This is a genomic window from Kribbella sp. VKM Ac-2569, assembly GCF_004216905.1.
GTDB lineage: Bacteria > Actinomycetota > Actinomycetes > Propionibacteriales > Kribbellaceae > Kribbella.
Map to the genome: position 1 here is coordinate 66297 of NZ_SGXJ01000005.1, position 15685 is coordinate 81981.

Below are 15685 nucleotides of genomic sequence, written 5' to 3' on the forward strand. Positions count from 1 at the left end.
GCCGTGATGCTACGTCCCCGGAACCTGGTGTGTTCTGGCCCACAGCAGGAACCCGACCGCCAGCAGCGCACACCCGCCTCCGGCCACCATCGCCATCGGCACCGACCACGCATCCACCACGAGCCCACCGAGTAGCGCCCCGGCCGACAGCACCGCCTGGAACGAGGAGGTGAACCACACGGTCGCCGCCTCCGGCGACTCGGGCACGGCCTGCGCGAACATGCTCATGGAGCAGACCGGTACGCCGCCGTACCCGAGTCCCCAGACCACGAGAATCAGCAACGCTCCCGCCGTACTGCGGCCAGCCACCGGCATGAGGAGCGTCGCTGCGGCTATCAGTGCGGCACAGGTGGCGAAGGTGATGAGGAGGTTGCGGGCTGCCCACAGGCCCGCGACGACGTTGCCGATCAGACCTGCGGCGCCGTAGACGAGCAGGAACAGGCCGATGAGCTCTGGACGCACCACCTCGCGCAGGAACGGCGTGACGTAGGTGTAGGTCGCGAAGTGTGCCGTGACGATCAGGCAGGTGACGATGAGGGCGGTCCGACTGCTGCGGAAGGCCTTGCGGAGTACCGCGGCGTGGGTGACCTGCAACGGCGGCAGTGGCGACACGGTGGTGCGAAGTGTGACCAGTGCGAGTAGGGCGAGTACGCCGAGCGCTGCGAACGACGTACGCCAGCCGGCGAGCTCACCGACGAACGTTCCTGCAGGTACGCCGAGCACTGAGCCGAGCGGGACTGCCGAGAAGATGACAGCTGTCGCTCGCGGCGCCCATCGCTTCGGTACGAGTCGTCCGGCGAGACCGGCGCCGATGGACCAGAAGCCGCCGATAGTCAGGCCGACGAGGAATCGGGCGACCAGTTCGAGCCAGAAGACCGGTGCGGCTGCTGCGAGGAAGCCGGCCACGGCCAGCAGGACCATGAGGGCACAGAGCATGAGGCGTCGGTCCAGCCGAGCTGTCGCGAGTGTGACGACCGGTGCGGCGACAGCGGCGACCAGACCGGGCATCGTCATCAGCCAGCCGGTGCGGCCCGGGGTGAGCGCGAAGTCGGCGCCGATCGGGCTGAGGAGGCCGATCGGGAGGATCTCGGTGGTGACGATCGCGAAGATCCCCAGCGTCACCGCGCCGACCCCGAACCACTGGACGGCCCGTGGTGCAGTCTGGGTTGTCAGAACAGTCATGCATTCCAGGCAACTGTCCGTGACGCCGACCGGCTCGCGGTTTTGCGACAGCCCGCTCGAGAGCCACCAAGCCGTCGCATTTCCGCGCACGGGGAATGATCCGGCTCGGGATGATCTCCGGACAGATGATCCGAGCTAGTCTCGAAGGTATGGCGCAGCTTCCGGAACGTACCGTCCCCGACCTCACCGGCTACCTCACGCACGCCGGCCATGTCCTGGAGACCCAGCTGTCCGCGGCGCTGGCGGAGATCGGCCTGACGCTGCGGATGCAGTGCGTACTGCGCCACGCACTCGAGGCCGAACGCACGCAGATCCAGATCGCCGAACTGTCCTACATGGACAAGACCACGATGGTGGTCACCGTCGACGCACTCGAGAAGGCCGGGTACGCCGAACGCCGGCCCTCCGCGACCGACCGCCGCGCCCGCATCATCGCCGTCACCGACGCCGGCGCCGAGATCGCCGCAGCCGGCCAGCAGATCGTCGACCGCGTCCACGCCGAGGCCCTCGAAGCCCTCACCGCCCCGCACCGCAAGACCTTCGTGGACTCCATCACCACCCTGGTGGACGGCCCGCTGGCCACCCCGACCACGGCGCAACCCGTACGCCGCTCCCGCCAGCGCACGAGCTGAATCAACCAGGCGGGCAGCTCATTTCAGGAGTCATCCAATAAGAGATCGTCTGTTACAGGACTATCTGTTATGGTCTCTCTCATCGGGCTACGTGATGGGAGAGAGCTGTGGCTGTGGTGGAGTCGGTGGGGGTACGGGCGCGGGGAAAGGCGCTCGTTGTCCTGTGCGTGATGCAGTTGATGATCATCTTGGACGGGACCGTGGTGACGGTCGCGTTGCCGACTGTTCAGGCGGAGTTGGGGTTTTCGCAGGCAGGGCTGGCGTGGGTGATGAACTCGTACCTGATCGCGTTCGCCGGCTTGCTTCTGCTGGCGGGGCGGATCGGGGATCTGATCGGGAGCAAACGAGTCTTCGTCGCAGGGCTCGGGTTGTTCACCGCGGCGTCGTTGTTGTGCGGGGTGGCGGGCAGTGCGGAGGTGCTGATCGCCGGCAGATTCCTGCAGGGCGTCGGCGGGGCGCTGGCCTCGGCAGTGATCCTGGGCATGATCGTGAGCCTCTACCCGGCTCCCGGTGAGCAGGCGCGCGCCATGGGTGTCTACAGCTTCACGGCCGCCAGCGGTGCGTCGATCGGGCTCATCTTCGGTGGTGTGATCACCCAGACCGTCGGCTGGCACTGGGCGTTCCTGATCAACGTCCCGATCGGTGTGCTCGCGCTCGTGTTCGCCGTACGGCTCCTCGCGCACCAGCCGGGACTCGGCCTCGCCAACGGTGCTGACGTACTGGGCGCCGTACTGGTGACCGCAGGTCTCTCGCTGGCCGTCTACACGATCGTCCAGACCGCAGAACCACAGGCGACGCTGACTCGCACGCTGGTGCTGGCCGCGGCGTCGCTACTGCTGCTGACCGCCTTCGTCGTACGCCAGGCGCGCATCAAGCACCCACTGCTTGCCCTGCGCATCTTCAGGCGCCGTCAACTCACCGTGGCCAACGGTGTGGTCGTACTGCTCTTCGCAGCCGGTTTCGGCTTCCAATTCACCACTGCGCTGTACGTACAGCGCGTACTCGGCTACGACTCGCTCACCACCGGCCTCGCGTTCCTGCCCGCGCCGCTCATGAACGGGCTGATGTCCCTGTCCCTCGCACCACGCCTCACCGTCCGCTTCGGCCCACGCAAGATGCTGATCGCCGGACTGGTCGTCTTCCTGCTGGCGCTGCTCTGGATCAGCCGTGCACCAGTAGACGGCTCGTACGTCGTCAACGTCGGACCAGTGCTCGCAGTGATGGGTGCCGGCATCGGTGTGGCGATCCCAGCGTCGATCATGCTCGCGATGTCCGGTGCGGACGCCAGCGACGCCGGACTCGCCTCAGGACTCAACAACACCGCTCAGCAAGCTGGTGCAGCCGTCGGCACCGCCGTACTGGCCACGCTGGCCGCATCCACCACCTCACACCGCCTCACCGAAGGTGCCGGCGACCTGCTGGCACTACGTGACGGCTATGGCGCCGCGTGGCTCGCAGCGGCCGGATTCGTACTGGCAGCCCTCCTGCTGTCGATCAGTCTGCTCCGGATCGGACACCGCTGACCGCTACTGTGGCGGCCGTGAGTATGTCGAGAGACCCCGACCGCCTGGTTCTGTTCACCGATGCGGTCGTGGCGATCGCCATCACGTTGCTGGTGCTGCCGCTGGTCGACCTCGTACCCGAGGTGAAAGCGGAGGGCGGTGACGCGGTCAGCGTGATCAGCGAGCACCGCCAGGAGATCTTCACGTTCCTGCTGAGCTTCGTGGTGATCGCGAGCTTCTGGCTGGGGCATCACCGGCTGTTCGAACACGTCCGCGCGTACACCCCAGCCATGATGCGGGTGAATCTGCTGTGGTTGCTCACCATCGTCGTACTGCCGTTCCCGACCGAGATCGTCGGTGCATTCGAGAGCGACCGGTTCACCGCCGGTCTCTACATCGGCACGATCCTGGCGCTCAGTGTGTGCCAGTCCGCGCTCACATGGATGGTCCGTGGTCACAAGGAGTTGGAGAGCCCGGACAACCCGATCGGGCAGCAGGAGCTTGTCGGCTCCCTGCTGCTGACCGGGTTGACCGTGCTCGCCTACCTCCTGGCGTCGCTGGTGCCAGGCGTGCACTTCTACGCGATGTTCCTGCTGCTGCTGTCGCCGATCTTCATGCGGGTGTGGAAAGGCCGCTCCAGAACCCGCACTGGTGCTCAGCAGTCAGATTGACTCGCTGGATGCCGCCCTGGTCCGTCGGTGCGAGTGAGAGCCCGTTGACGCCCTGTACGCCGGTCGGCGACCAGTGCGGCCGGTTCGGTCCGTTCGGGTTGCCCGTCCGCGCGAACGCTGTCCAGTAGTCGATCATCTGGTTCGACAGCCTCTGCTGCGTCTGCGACATCGGGAAGTCGTACCCGCCGAGCCGGAACAGGTACGGGAGCTCCATAGCGTGTGCGGCTCCCAGCCCGGGTGCCGCGATCGGGGAGTGCTTGTCGGCGAACTCGTACGCGTACACCGGGACCTTGCGCGCCGCCTGCTGATCCGTCGCGACCTGTGTGCACGACCAGATCCGGTCCGTCGTCACAGCACCCCACGCTGCAGCTGGTGACTCGTAGCGCGACTGCGGGTACTGCCGTAGTACCTCAGCCGCCTTCGACGCACCGACCATGGTCTTCACCAGCGCCGGGTAGTCCTTGATGTCCCCGAACGCGGCCAGCCAGCCGTTCGCCTCATCGTGGTTGTTCCCGGAGATGATCGGCACCTGGTGGAACAGCCCGGCCTTCATCGCCTTCGCCGGGCTGAACGGTACGACGGGAGTCCCGCCGTACCCGACCTGCGTGAACTGGAGTGTGTCGTCCACCAGTACGTCGGCCTTCACGTCGCGCAGACAGTCGAGCGTCGTGCAGTGCTTGCTGTCGGCCCACTCCTTGCCGTTCGCCTGCACCCGGCTGACCGGGACCCAGGGCGAGTCAGCGGCCTGACCCGGGTACTGGCTGTTGTCGGCCCAGTTGAAGGCACACGAGCCGCTCTGCATGATCGCCTTAGCGAACAGCCCGATGGCCGTCGGTGAGGTCAGCTGTGCGCACACGCTCATCCCGCCGGCGGACTCTCCCGCCACCGTGACGTTGCGCGAGTCGCCGCCGAACGCGCCGGCGTTGCGCTGCACCCAGCGCAGGGCGGCCTGCTGGTCCTGCAGGCCGAACGTGCCGGAGCCCGGCAGGCCCGGGTACCCGAAGAAGCCGAAGATGCCGAGGCGGTAGTTGACCGTGACAACGACCACGTCACCGCGGGCGGCGAACTTCGACGCCTCGTAGCTGCTGCCGGCGCCGGAGAAGAACCCGCCGCCGGGGATCCACACCACGACGGCCCGTGGTTTCGTGGACGGCTTGGCGGGAGTCGTCACGTTCAGATACAGGCAGTCCTCGGCTGTCGAGCCGTCCGGAGCCTCGGAGTTCGCCTGCTGCGCACACACGCTGCCCGGCTTGGACGCCCGTACGCCGCTCCACGCCTGCACCGGCTGCGGCGCCTTCCACCGCAACGCCCCAACGGGCGGAGCAGCGTACGGAATCCCGTCGTACACCAGCGCATCCCCAACGCTCTTGGCCGCAACCAACCCTTTGTCGGTCCGCACGGCACCCGGTTCAGCGGCCTCACCCACCCCGGCAAACGCCACCAACAACCCAGCCGGAGCCACCACGGCCGCAATCATCGCCAACAGTCTCTTCTTCGTCATACCGGCACCCTCCGCCAGCAGACGCGCCCGCGACTTCGGCCCAGCGGCCAAAACTGTTAAGACTTTGGTCTAGTCCTGCGCCGCGAGTTCGCGTCGTCAGTCCGGCCCGGTGCGATCGCGGCTCTCCGCGCCCAGCCCGCCCAGGCCGGACCTCGCGCTCCACAAGCCCCCCAAACCGGTTTGGGGAGGCTCGGGCCTCCGACCGGGGAGCGCTACTGCCCGATTCGGGCGGGTAGGCCTCCCCAAACCGGTTTGGGGGCCGGAGTTCAGGGGCGGGCGTCCAGCTGACCGCGGACTGATCGCACGAATCTCCGGCGCGGTCCTGGCAGCATGGAACTAAGCTTCCGGGCGTTGTCTCCGCAGCAGATACGTGTCCATGATCCAGCCTTTCCTTTCCCGCGCCTCGGCGCGGACCTTCTCGATCTCGGGGGCGACCTCGCGCAGCGGACCCGAAATCAGGAGCTCGTCCGGCGTGCCGAGGTACGCGCCCCAGTAGATATCAGCGTCCTGGTCGACATGCTCGGTGAACGCGGTCTGGGCGTCGAGCATCACCACGAGGTCGTCCACGCCCTCCGGCCACTCCTTCGCGAGCCGCCTGCCGGTGGTGATCTGGATCGGGCGCCCGACCTGGTTCAGCCCGACCCGATGCCGCGCGGCGAGTGTCGACACGCTGCTGATCCCGGGAATCACCTCGACCGAGAACGCGAGCTCGCCCCGCGCCAGGATGTCGTCCAGGATCGCCAGCGTGCTGTCGTACAGCGACGGGTCGCCCCACACCAGGAACGCCCCGACCTGGTCCTCGCCCAGCTCGGTCGCGATCAGGTCCGCGCACACGTCGGCCCGCCGCCGCCGCCAGTCGTCGACCGCCTCGACGTACGCCGACGTCGTACGATCCCGCTCCGGGTCCCGCCCGACGACAACCCGGAACTCCTTCGACGTCGCGTACCGCCGCAGGATCTCCGACCGGAGATCCACCAGCTCCTGCTTGACCTCGCCCTTGTCCAGCACGAAGAACACGTCGACCCGGTTCAGCGCCGACACGGCCTGCATCGTCACCTGCTCCGGATCACCCGCACCGACCCCGACAACCACAATCTCCCGCATGCGCGGCAGCCTATGTCAGACAGTCAGTAGCAGTCCGGCTGCGATGACACATCCCACAACGGCGCCGCCGTAGCACAGCACCACGATCGGTACGGCGTACCGCTTCAGCTGTAACCCGTCGTACAAGGTGTAACGGAAGCGGTGGGCCCAGTGGAACAGCGCCAGCGCACACAGGCCGAAGAGCACCAGCCGGGTCAGTGGGTTGTGCAGTACGGCGTACAGGTGGGCATGGGATGGCGTCGACAACAGGCCGAGGGGGAACACGATGCCGAACAGGAACAGCAGGATCGGCACCATCAGTGCGGCCACCATGCCGCCCGAGCTGAACAGCATCCACAGCAGGGGTTCGGGGGAGCGGCGGCGGTTCATCGCACTACCAGCCACGCGACGGCTGCCGACAACACCAACCAGGCCAGGTAGTGCGCGGCAACGATCTGCTTCGCCGGTACCCGGCTCCCGCGCACCTTGATCGCCATCGCCCGCGGTGCCAGACCGAACCACGTCACCACATGCAGCAGTACGAACAGCATCGCGAGCACGTTGATCGCGACCATCCACCACTGCCCACTCCAGTCGAGGAAGCGCTGGTACGACGCGGCGCCGTCGCTGATCGCATTCACCAGCAACAGCAGGAACACCACGAACCACGCGACGAAGACGCTGCTGAGCTCACGCAGTACGAACAGCACATACGCACGGCGTTCGAGCCACCAGAACAGGTGCACCGGCCGCTGGTACACGCTCACCCCTTGCTCCGGGGAATCAGACTCCGCGGCATCAGCAGTTCCTTGATCGACTGCGTCGCGGCCGTCAGTTTGTAGCGCTGGATCGCCCCAGCCGGATCCACGCCCTTCGGGCAGACGGCACTGCATTCACCCACGAACGTGCAGGCCCAGATCCCTTCTGGCGAAGACAGTACGTCGCGACGCTCGTCGGCGCCCTCGTCGCGCGAGTCGAGGTTGTAGCGCTGCGCCAGGGCGATCGCCGCCGGGCCGAGGAAGTCCGGTTCGAGGCTGTAGACCGGGCAGGCCGAGTAGCACAGCATGCAGTTGATGCACATGCTGAACTGCTGGCACTCGTCCATTTCCTCCGGCGTCTGCAGGTACTCGCCCTCCTCGATCGGACTCTGCACCTCTCGAATCACCCACGGCTTGACCTTCGGCAGCTTGGTCATGAAGTCGTCGATGTCCACGACCAGGTCGCGGACGACCGGGAAATTGTGCAGCGGCTCGACCCGGATCGGACCGGGGGCGTAGTCGGTGAGGAAGGTCGCACAACTCAACTGGGGTTCGCCGTTCACCGTCATGCCGCAACTGCCGCAGATGCCCATCCGGCACGACCACCGGAACGACAGCGTGCCGTCCAGGTGGTCCTTCACGTAGGTGAGACCGTCAAGGATCGCCCAGTGCTCCCGCAGTGGGACCTGGTACGACTGCAGCACAGGCTCGCTGTCGACTCCTGGCCGGTAGCGGGCGACCTCCAGCGTGATCTCGGTTGCTGCCATCGCTATCTCCCGTAGATCCGTTCGCCCGGCGGCCAGCGGGTGATCGTCACCGGGAGGTACCCGACGCGGCTGGTTCCGTCCGGTTGGCGTCGTACCAGCGAATGCGCCAGGAAACGGTCGTCGTCGCGCGCCGGGAAGTCGGTCCGCTGGTGCGCGCCGCGCGACTCCTCCCGAAGCGCTGCGCTGTCGATGATGCACTCGGCAACATCCAGCATGAACCCGAGTTCGAGCCACGCGATCAGCTCGGTGTTGAAGTTGGTGCTGTGGTCGTCGATCCCCGCGTGCTGGAAGCGCAGCCGGAGCTCCGCCAGCTCGTGGGCGGCCTTGGTCAGCGAGTCGCCGTCCCGGTAGATCCCGGCCCCGTTCTCCATCGCGGCCTGCATCTCGGTCCGGATGTCCGCGATCCGCTGATGCCCCTCGACGCGCCGGCCCAGCTCGGCCGCCAGCCGGCGCTCCTCGTCCCGGCCCTGCGCGATGATCGACGCCGGCACTTCGCGGTGATACCGAGCCGCGAACACCGCGGCAGCACGGCCGGCACGGTTACCGAAGACCAGGCACTCCGGCAACGAGTTCGACCCCAGCCGATTGGCGCCGTTGATGCTGACGCAGGCCACCTCACCGGCGGCGTACAGGCCGTCGAGCGGGGTCGCGCCGCGAATGTCCGTGTGAACCCCGCCCATCATGTAGTGCACGACCGGGCGCACCGGGACGAGCTCAGTCACCGGATCGATGTTCTGGTACTTCGAGCACAACTCCCGGACGAACGGCAGCTTGGCGTCGATCAGCTTCGCTCCCAGGTGCCGCAGATCCAGAAGGACGACCGGTCCGTACGGCGTCTGGATCGTGCGACCCTTCTCCACTTCGTGGACGAACGCCTGCGACAACCGGTCGCGTGGCCCGAGTTCCATATTGCGCAGGACCGGTTCCGGCGTCGGAGTACCGAGGTCGTAGTCCTGCAGGTAGCGGTAGCCCTCCTTGTTGATCAGCCACCCGCCTTCGGCCCGGGCCGCCTCGGTGATCAGGATCCCGGTGAACGGCAGGCCGGTCGGGTGGTACTGGACGAACTCCATGTCCTTGAGCGGGGCGCCGGCACGATAGGCGAGAGCCATCCCGTCGCCGGTCTTGATGTTGGCGTTCGTCGTGAACGGGAAGACCCGTCCGCAGCCGCCGGTGCAGAGGATCACCGCGTTCGCCGTGATGGTCTCGATCCGCCCGGTCGCGAGTTCGATCGCGACCACGCCGTACGCGCGTCCGTCGTCGACCAGGATCTTGGTGACGTACCACTCGTCGTACCGGACGATGTCCGAGTAGGAGAGCGCGGTCTGGAAGAGCGTGTGCAGCAGGTGGAACCCTGTCCGGTCGGCGGCGAACCAGGTGCGCTTCTTCTTCATGCCGCCGAACGCGCGGACGGCGATCTTCCCGTCCGGTTGCCGGCTCCACGGGCAGCCCCAGTGCTCGAGCCGCAGAAGCTCCCGAGGGGCCTCGGCGACGAACGCCTCGACGGCGTCCTGGTCACACAGCCAGTCGCTGCCGGACACGGTGTCGTACGCGTGCTCGTCCAGCGTGTCGTCGGGCGCGGCCACGGCCGCGGCACCGCCCTCGGCGGACACCGTGTGGCTGCGCATCGGGTAGACCTTCGAGATCACCGCAACGCGCAGTGCCGGGTTGGTCTCGGCCACCGCTATGGCAGCTCTCAACCCGGCACCGCCACCTCCGACCACGACCACATCGTGATAGTCAGCCATGGTCAGGCTTCGTGATCGCCGCTGTGCTCGTCCATCAGCACTTTGCCGTCGTGCCGCACAGTCCGGATCCGGACGCTCCCGTCGTGGAACTCGTGCCGCATCTGCCGGCACCCACAGGCAAACCGCACGTCGTCGAGCCGGAAGCCCTCGAAGTCGTCTTCCTGGCTTCGATCGGCATCTCCGAGCCGCCCACAGGGCGCCCGCTCCCCAGTGAGATGCGTCTTGGTCCCCGTCATTCGCCCACCTCCTCGCCCTCCGAGGTGTTCGTGACTTACATCACACCTCGATAGTGCGCCTGCCGGGCGAGGACGGCAATGGGTTACTGCTTGGCCTGGCGCCACTCGCGTTCGAAGGGCAGCCGCCAGGCGCGCGGGGCGATCAGCTGGTGGATCGCGTTCGGTCCCCAGGTGCCGGGTTGGTACGGCTTGACCGGCGGCGGGTCTTCGAGCAGCGGCGCCGACCGGTCCCACAGCGACTCGATGCCCTCGGCCGTCGTGAACAGCGTGTGGTCGCCGCGCATCGCGTCCAGGATCAGCCGCTCGTACGCCTCCAGTACGTCGCCTGCGCTCCCGGTCTCCTGGGTGGAGAACTGCATCGACAGCTTCTCCAGCCGCATCCCCGGACCGGGACGCTTGCCGTAGAACGACAGCGACACCCGCGACGAGTCGGCCAGGTCGAAGGTCAGATGGTCCGGGCCTTCCGAGCCGACGCCGGAGCCGGCCGGGAACATGGTCTTCGGCGCCTCCTTGAAGGCGATCGAGATGATCCGCTGGCCCTCGGCCATCTTCTTGCCGGTGCGCAGGTAGAACGGCACGCCGGCCCAGCGCCAGTTGTCGATCTCCACCTTCAGCGCGATGAATGTCTCGGTGTCCGAGTCCGGCGCGACACCCTCCTCGCTGCGGTAACCGGAGTACTGCCCGCGGACCACGTCGCCCGGGTTGATCGGCAGCATCGACCGGAAGACCTTGTTTTTCTCCTCCGAGATCGCCCGCGGCTCCAGGGCGGTCGGCGGCTCCATCGCGACGAACGACATCACCTGCATCAGGTGCGTGACGACCATGTCCTTGAACGCGCCGGTCGGCTCGTAGAAGGTGGCGCGCTGGTCCAAGCCGAGCGACTCGGGGATGTCGATCTGCACGTGGTCGATGAAGTTCCGGTTCCAGATCGGCTCGAACAGGCCGTTCGCGAACCGGAACGCGAGGATGTTCAGCGCGGCTTCCTTGCCGAGGAAGTGGTCGATCCGGAAGATCTGCGACTCGTCGAACGTCTCGTGGACGAAGTCATTCAGATCGATCGCGGTCGCCAGGTCGTCGCCGAACGGTTTCTCCATCACCACCCGGGCGCGTTCGACCAGGCCGGCGTCGCGAAGCATCGCGATCACCGCCTGCGCCGCCTTCGGGGGCACCGACAGGTAGTGCAGACGCCGGGCATCCGGGCCTAGCAGCTCCTCGGCGGCCTTCACCGCGGACGCCAGTGCGTCTGGCCCGGCGGTGACCGGCACATACTCGAGCCGGTCGGCGAACTGCGCCCACTCCTGGTCGCTCATCTTGTGGGTGCCGAACGTCTCGACCGCCTTCCGCGCGCGCTCGCGGAACTCGTCGCTGGTCAGGTCCTCTGTGGCGGTCCCGATGACCCGGACATCCGGTGTGAACTTGGACTGCTGCAGGTACGCCAGGCCGGGCAGCAGCTTGCGCTTGGCGAGATCGCCGGTGGCCCCGAACAGCACGATCACGTGCGGCGCCAACGGCTCCGGGTCCCGCCGTGACGGCCGCGACCCGAGTGCCGGATACGCAATGGTCTGAGTACGGTCAGGCATTCAGTCCTCCCGAGGACGCCACCGGAGCCAACCCTTCGAAGTCTAGGTGCCTCCGGTGACGCCCAAGGGTCAGGCTGATTGCCAGAGACCGAGAATGTTGCCCTCCGGGTCCTTGAAGTACCCCGCGAAACCCATGTCGCCGACAGGCAGCTTCTCGCCGACCCGTTCGCCGCCGAGGCTCTCGATCGTCTTCCAGGCCGCGTCGATGTCCGGTACGTCGACCGTCAGCATCGGCCCCTTGAGATCGTCGGTGCGCTGGAACATCCCGCCGTTGATGAAGCCCGGCTCGGCCGGCATGGACTGCTCGTCCACCGGTCCGGTCGACGCCATCGTGTAGTCCATTCCGGGCATCTCCATCAGGTTCCACCCGAACGCTTCGCGGTAGAACGCCCGCGCCCGGTCGCCGTCGTCGTACGGAACCTCGAAGTGCACGATCCGCCCTGTCATCGCAGCCCCTCCCGTTGGTACGCCACTACGGCCCGACGCTAGACCCGGTACGCCGTACCGGCCAGGGCTTGCACTACACGTCGTACGCCGCGGTGATCTTCAGGAGTTCGGACACGTCGCTGCCGGACGCGATCTCCTCAGGATCGGCGCCGCGCCGGAACAGCCGGGCGCCGGCCGGGATGCCGCCGAGGGTGAGCGTGTCCGCGTGCCGCCGCAGCCACGTCCCCTCCCGAAGACCAAGCACCGGTACGTCGTTCTCCTCGAGGAATTCGGTGATCCGTAGCTCCCGCGTCTCGCCCTGGTGCGTGGACTCCGGGTCCGGATCGAGGTAGTGCGGGTTGAGCTGGAACGGCACCAGCCCGAGCGTCTCGAACGACGGCGGTTGCACGATCGGCATGTCGTTGCTGGTCCGCAACGATGGCCCGGCCAGGTTCGTCCCCGCACTCGATCCGAGGTACGGCGTCCCGTTGCGGACGCGATCCCGGATCACGTCCAGCTGTCCACTCTCCTGCAACGTCTTCACCAGCCGGAAGGTGTTCCCGCCGCCGACGAAGATCGCAGCCGCCGACCGGAGGACGTCGGTATCGGTGTGGGCGCCGACGACGGACACCCCGAGCGGTTCCAGGGCGGTCCGTACCTTCGCGGTGTAGCCGTCGTGGTCGGCGAGCGCGTACGGGACGAACACCACCTCGCGGACGTCGCGCAGGATGTCGCGCAACGCGTCCAGGGCGTGCTCGAGGAACGGCCGGCCGTGGGTGGCGGAGTTCGAGAGCAGGAGCAGTTCCACAGGTTCTCCGATACTGGTCAGCGACGGCGGGTGCGGGCCGCCGGCGTACGGTGCGCGAGCAGGTTGCTCAGTTCTTCGGTTGCCTCCAGCAACCGTGGGACGTGGTCCCGGATGTCGCCGGGCAGTTCCTCGGACTTGCCTTCGACCACGGTCAGCGAGCCGATCGGGCGGCGGCCGAGCCGGACGGGTGCCGCGATCGCGCGGGTCGCGGCGTCGTACTCGCCGTCCGAGAACGCCCAGCCGGTCTGCACGGTGTCCTCGAACACCCGCTCCAGCGCGGCCTCGTCGACCTCGGTGAGATCGGTGAACCGCGCGAACGGCCGCCCGGACAGCAGTGCGCGGCGTTCGTTGCGGTCCAGGAAGGCGAAGTACGCACGGGAGGTCGCGCCGGCATGCGCCGGGTACAAGTCCCCGACCAGCGGGTGACTGCGCAGCGGACCGCCGCCGCCGTCGACCGCCGCGATACAGCGCACGTGGAAACCGTCCGGGATCGTGAAGGTCGCCGTCCGCTCGGTGTCCTGGGCCAGCCGCTCGAGCACCGCATCGGCGAGCGCGGCCAGCCCGCCGGTGCGCTCCCACAGCGCGGCCATCCGCCACATCGTCGGGCCGAGGCTGTACCGGCGACTGATCGGGTCCGGGCGGAGGAATCCACGGAACGCCAGCGCCGCGAGCAGCCGCTGGGCCGACGACTTGTCGATCCCGAGTTCGTCGGCGAGCTCCATCACACCCCAGTCGCGGCGCTGCTCGGAGAACGAGATCAGGATCTGCAGCGCCCGGTCGACGGTCTGCAGCGGTGACCGTACGTCGTCATCCAGAGAATCCACGGTGAGAACGGTAGCGCACTGACCCGATTATCGAATTGGTCTCTCATATAACGGGAAGTCGTTGCAGATGTCGCGCGTTCTCCTCGAATCTCTTCCGCATGAACCTCGTCCTGCGCCGCGTGGCCGCGATGCTGCCCGCGCTGATCGGCGTCGTGGTGTGCATCTTCGTGCTCACCCGGGTGCTGCCCGGCGATCCGGCCCGGACGCTGGCCGGCGACCAGGCGGACCCGAGCGTGGTGGCGAAGATCCGCACCGACATGGGCCTCGACCAGCCGCTGCACCTCCAGCTGGTCCGGTACTTCACGGACCTTCTGCACGGCAACCTCGGCTTCGCCTGGCACACCGGTCACAGCGTGGCCTCCGACTTCGCGTCCCGGCTGCCCGCGACCGTGGAGCTCGCCCTGGTGGCGCTCCTGATCGCGCTGCTCGCCGGCATCCCGCTCGGGGTGATCAGTGCGACGCGCCGCGACCGCCCCGTCGACCACGCCGGTCGGGTGTTCTCGCTGCTCGGTGCGTCGATGCCGCTGTTCTGGCTCGGTCTGATGGTGATCGTCGTCTTCTACAACAAGCTCGGCTGGGCGCCGGCGCCGCTCGGCCGGGTGGCCGAGGGCATCAACCCACCGACCGGCATCACCGGGCTCTACCTCGTCGACTCGCTGCTCACCGGCGACTTCGTGGCGTTCCGCTCGGCGCTGTCCCACATCATCTGGCCCGCGCTCTGCCTGGCGACCGGCAGTACGGCGATCATCGCGCGGATGACCCGGTCCGCGATGCTCGAGGTGATCGGTCAGGACTACGTCCGGACGGCGGTCTCCAAAGGCCTCAAGCCGTCGGTCGTGACCCTCAAACACGCGCTGCGGAACGCGGCCCCGGTGATCGTCACGATCTCCGGCCTGCAGTTCGGCCAGCTGATGGGCGGCGCGGTCATCACCGAGACCGTCTTCACCTGGCCGGGCATCGGCTCGTACGTCGTGCAGTCCGTGCTGGCCACCGACTACGCGCCGGTGCAGGCCTTCACGCTGGTCGCCGCGGTCGTCTACCTGGCGGCGAACCTCGTCGTCGACCTCGTCAACGCCCGCCTGGACCCGAGGATCGCCGATGCCTGATCTCAAGTCCCGCCCGACCACCACCCTCAGCTTGCTGCTGCGCAACCGTCTGGCCGTCGTCGGTCTCGTCTTCATCGCCCTGTGGACGCTCGGCGCTCTCCTGTCCGGTCTCTCGCCGTACGGCGCGTCGGAGCCCGGCGCGGGTGATCTGCTCGCGGGGCCGTCTCTGGCGCACCCGTTCGGCACCGACAACTTCGGTCGTGACCTGCTCACGCGGGTGCTGGCCGGCGGCCGCATCTCGTTGTGGACCGGCCTGATCGCGATCGCGATCTCGCTGCTGATCGGCGTACCGCTGGGCGCATTCGCGGGCTTCGTCCGCGGTCGTGCCGGCGGTCTGGTGATGCGGTTGATGGACATGCTGCTCGCGTTCCCGTCGCTGGTGCTCGCGATGGCGATCGCGGCCGCGCTCGGCCCCGGCATGGTCAGCGCGATGGTTGCCGTCGGCATCGTCGGGATCCCGGAGTTCGCCCGGATCGTGCACGGCCAGGTGCTGTCGCTGCGGGAGCGCGACTTCGTCGAGGCCGGGCACGCGATCGGCCTGCCCGGGAGCAGCATCCTGATCCGGCACATCGTGCCGAACGCCCTGGCGCCGATCCTGGTCCGGGCCACGCTCGGCATGGGCTACGCGATTCTCACCGCCGCCTCGCTGAGCTTCATCGGCCTCGGCGCCCAGCCGCCCGACCCGGAGTGGGGCGTGCTGATCTCGGACGGCCGCGGCTACATCATCAGCGGCGAGTGGTGGATGACCACGTTCCCCGGCCTGGCGATCGCCACCTCGATCCTCGGCTTCAACCTGCTCGGCGACGGCCTCCGGGACGTCCTCGACCCGCGCCTGCGGACCAGCAAATGACAAGGAGACCGCGC

Annotated in this window: 17 protein-coding genes; 5 read left to right on the forward strand and 12 right to left on the reverse strand. The window is 67.7% G+C overall.

The genetic code is table 11. The annotated features are described in order from the left end of the window. Positions 1–9 precede the first annotated feature (9 nt). On the reverse strand, positions 10–1182 hold the full coding sequence (locus tag EV649_RS31350; RefSeq protein ID WP_130387272.1) for an MFS transporter: 1173 nt from the start codon (positions 1180–1182) through the stop codon (positions 10–12). A gap of 149 nt (positions 1183–1331) precedes the next feature. Between EV649_RS31350 and EV649_RS31355 the strand changes: the two genes are divergently transcribed. The 3 genes from EV649_RS31355 to EV649_RS31365 all read left to right on the forward strand — a co-directional run bounded on the left by EV649_RS31355 (position 1332) and on the right by EV649_RS31365 (position 3987). Next, positions 1332–1814, forward strand: a complete 483-nt coding sequence (locus EV649_RS31355; RefSeq protein WP_130387273.1) for a MarR family transcriptional regulator — start codon at positions 1332–1334, stop codon at positions 1812–1814. A 107-nt stretch (positions 1815–1921) separates the two neighbouring features. Further along, positions 1922–3337: an MFS transporter gene (locus EV649_RS31360; protein ID WP_241998917.1), complete on the forward strand. Its 1416-nt coding sequence runs from the start codon at positions 1922–1924 to the stop codon at positions 3335–3337. A 23-nt stretch (positions 3338–3360) separates the two neighbouring features. After that, complete coding sequence (locus EV649_RS31365) at positions 3361–3987, forward strand: TMEM175 family protein (RefSeq protein WP_241999019.1); 627 nt, start codon at positions 3361–3363, stop codon at positions 3985–3987. Here EV649_RS31365 and EV649_RS31370 read toward each other — a convergent pair. From EV649_RS31370 to EV649_RS31420, 11 genes are all read right to left on the reverse strand, one after another. After that, complete coding sequence (locus EV649_RS31370) at positions 3929–5488, reverse strand: carboxylesterase family protein (RefSeq protein ID WP_198682797.1); 1560 nt, start codon at positions 5486–5488, stop codon at positions 3929–3931. The genes EV649_RS31365 and EV649_RS31370 overlap by 59 nt on opposite strands. Before the next feature lie 336 nt (positions 5489–5824). Continuing rightward, positions 5825–6592 (reverse strand): precorrin-6A synthase (deacetylating), encoded by a 768-nt coding sequence (cobF, locus tag EV649_RS31375; RefSeq protein ID WP_130387275.1) that lies wholly within the window; start codon positions 6590–6592, stop codon positions 5825–5827. A 15-nt stretch (positions 6593–6607) separates the two neighbouring features. Then, positions 6608–6961, reverse strand: a complete 354-nt coding sequence (frdD, locus tag EV649_RS31380) for a fumarate reductase subunit FrdD (protein ID WP_130387276.1) — start codon at positions 6959–6961, stop codon at positions 6608–6610. Further along, on the reverse strand, positions 6958–7338 hold the full coding sequence (locus EV649_RS31385) for a fumarate reductase subunit C (protein ID WP_130387277.1): 381 nt from the start codon (positions 7336–7338) through the stop codon (positions 6958–6960). The genes frdD and EV649_RS31385 overlap by 4 nt, the downstream gene beginning before the upstream one ends. Next, positions 7335–8096 carry a succinate dehydrogenase/fumarate reductase iron-sulfur subunit gene (locus EV649_RS31390; RefSeq protein WP_130387278.1) on the reverse strand — a complete coding sequence of 254 codons (762 nt, stop codon included), beginning with the start codon at positions 8094–8096 and terminating at the stop codon, positions 7335–7337. Before EV649_RS31390 ends, EV649_RS31385 begins: the two co-directional genes overlap by 4 nt. 2 nt (positions 8097–8098) lie before the next feature. Continuing rightward, on the reverse strand, positions 8099–9841 hold the full coding sequence (frdA, locus tag EV649_RS31395; RefSeq protein ID WP_130387279.1) for a fumarate reductase (quinol) flavoprotein subunit: 1743 nt from the start codon (positions 9839–9841) through the stop codon (positions 8099–8101). Between the two features lie 2 nt (positions 9842–9843). After that, positions 9844–10077: a hypothetical protein gene (locus tag EV649_RS31400; RefSeq protein WP_130387280.1), complete on the reverse strand. Its 234-nt coding sequence runs from the start codon at positions 10075–10077 to the stop codon at positions 9844–9846. A gap of 83 nt (positions 10078–10160) precedes the next feature. Continuing rightward, entirely contained in the window at positions 10161–11657 is a 1497-nt protein-coding gene (zwf, locus tag EV649_RS31405) for a glucose-6-phosphate dehydrogenase (RefSeq protein WP_130387281.1), read from the reverse strand. Between the two features lie 69 nt (positions 11658–11726). Continuing rightward, complete coding sequence (locus EV649_RS31410) at positions 11727–12104, reverse strand: VOC family protein (protein WP_130387282.1); 378 nt, start codon at positions 12102–12104, stop codon at positions 11727–11729. Positions 12105–12177: 73 nt separating this feature from the next. Further along, positions 12178–12891: a dipeptidase PepE gene (gene pepE, locus EV649_RS31415; protein ID WP_130387283.1), complete on the reverse strand. Its 714-nt coding sequence runs from the start codon at positions 12889–12891 to the stop codon at positions 12178–12180. Positions 12892–12908: 17 nt separating this feature from the next. Beyond that, complete coding sequence (locus EV649_RS31420; RefSeq protein WP_198682798.1) at positions 12909–13715, reverse strand: IclR family transcriptional regulator; 807 nt, start codon at positions 13713–13715, stop codon at positions 12909–12911. A 98-nt stretch (positions 13716–13813) separates the two neighbouring features. Between EV649_RS31420 and EV649_RS31425 the strand changes: the two genes are divergently transcribed. Beyond that, positions 13814–14821 (forward strand): ABC transporter permease, encoded by a 1008-nt coding sequence (locus EV649_RS31425; RefSeq protein ID WP_130387284.1) that lies wholly within the window; start codon positions 13814–13816, stop codon positions 14819–14821. Continuing rightward, entirely contained in the window at positions 14814–15671 is an 858-nt protein-coding gene (locus EV649_RS31430; RefSeq protein WP_130387285.1) for an ABC transporter permease, read from the forward strand. Before EV649_RS31425 ends, EV649_RS31430 begins: the two co-directional genes overlap by 8 nt. The last annotated feature ends 14 nt before the right edge of the window (positions 15672–15685 follow it).

What these genes read in the sequence shown, in the direction of transcription:
- frdA (WP_130387279.1), bottom strand. Translation starts at nt 9,841, where the DNA reads ATGGCTGACTATCACGATGTGGTCGTGGTCGGAGGTGGCGGTGCCGGG.
- EV649_RS31350 (WP_130387272.1), bottom strand. Translation starts at nt 1,182, where the DNA reads ATGACTGTTCTGACAACCCAGACTGCACCACGGGCCGTCCAGTGGTTC.
- EV649_RS31390 (WP_130387278.1), bottom strand. Translation starts at nt 8,096, where the DNA reads ATGGCAGCAACCGAGATCACGCTGGAGGTCGCCCGCTACCGGCCAGGA.
- EV649_RS31355 (WP_130387273.1), top strand. Translation starts at nt 1,332, where the DNA reads ATGGCGCAGCTTCCGGAACGTACCGTCCCCGACCTCACCGGCTACCTC.
- EV649_RS31400 (WP_130387280.1), bottom strand. Translation starts at nt 10,077, where the DNA reads ATGACGGGGACCAAGACGCATCTCACTGGGGAGCGGGCGCCCTGTGGG.
- EV649_RS31365 (WP_241999019.1), top strand. Translation starts at nt 3,361, where the DNA reads ATGTCGAGAGACCCCGACCGCCTGGTTCTGTTCACCGATGCGGTCGTG.
- EV649_RS31425 (WP_130387284.1), top strand. Translation starts at nt 13,814, where the DNA reads ATGAACCTCGTCCTGCGCCGCGTGGCCGCGATGCTGCCCGCGCTGATC.
- frdD (WP_130387276.1), bottom strand. Translation starts at nt 6,961, where the DNA reads ATGAACCGCCGCCGCTCCCCCGAACCCCTGCTGTGGATGCTGTTCAGC.
- cobF (WP_130387275.1), bottom strand. Translation starts at nt 6,592, where the DNA reads ATGCGGGAGATTGTGGTTGTCGGGGTCGGTGCGGGTGATCCGGAGCAG.
- zwf (WP_130387281.1), bottom strand. Translation starts at nt 11,657, where the DNA reads ATGCCTGACCGTACTCAGACCATTGCGTATCCGGCACTCGGGTCGCGG.
- EV649_RS31370 (WP_198682797.1), bottom strand. Translation starts at nt 5,488, where the DNA reads ATGACGAAGAAGAGACTGTTGGCGATGATTGCGGCCGTGGTGGCTCCG.
- EV649_RS31410 (WP_130387282.1), bottom strand. Translation starts at nt 12,104, where the DNA reads ATGACAGGGCGGATCGTGCACTTCGAGGTTCCGTACGACGACGGCGAC.
- EV649_RS31430 (WP_130387285.1), top strand. Translation starts at nt 14,814, where the DNA reads ATGCCTGATCTCAAGTCCCGCCCGACCACCACCCTCAGCTTGCTGCTG.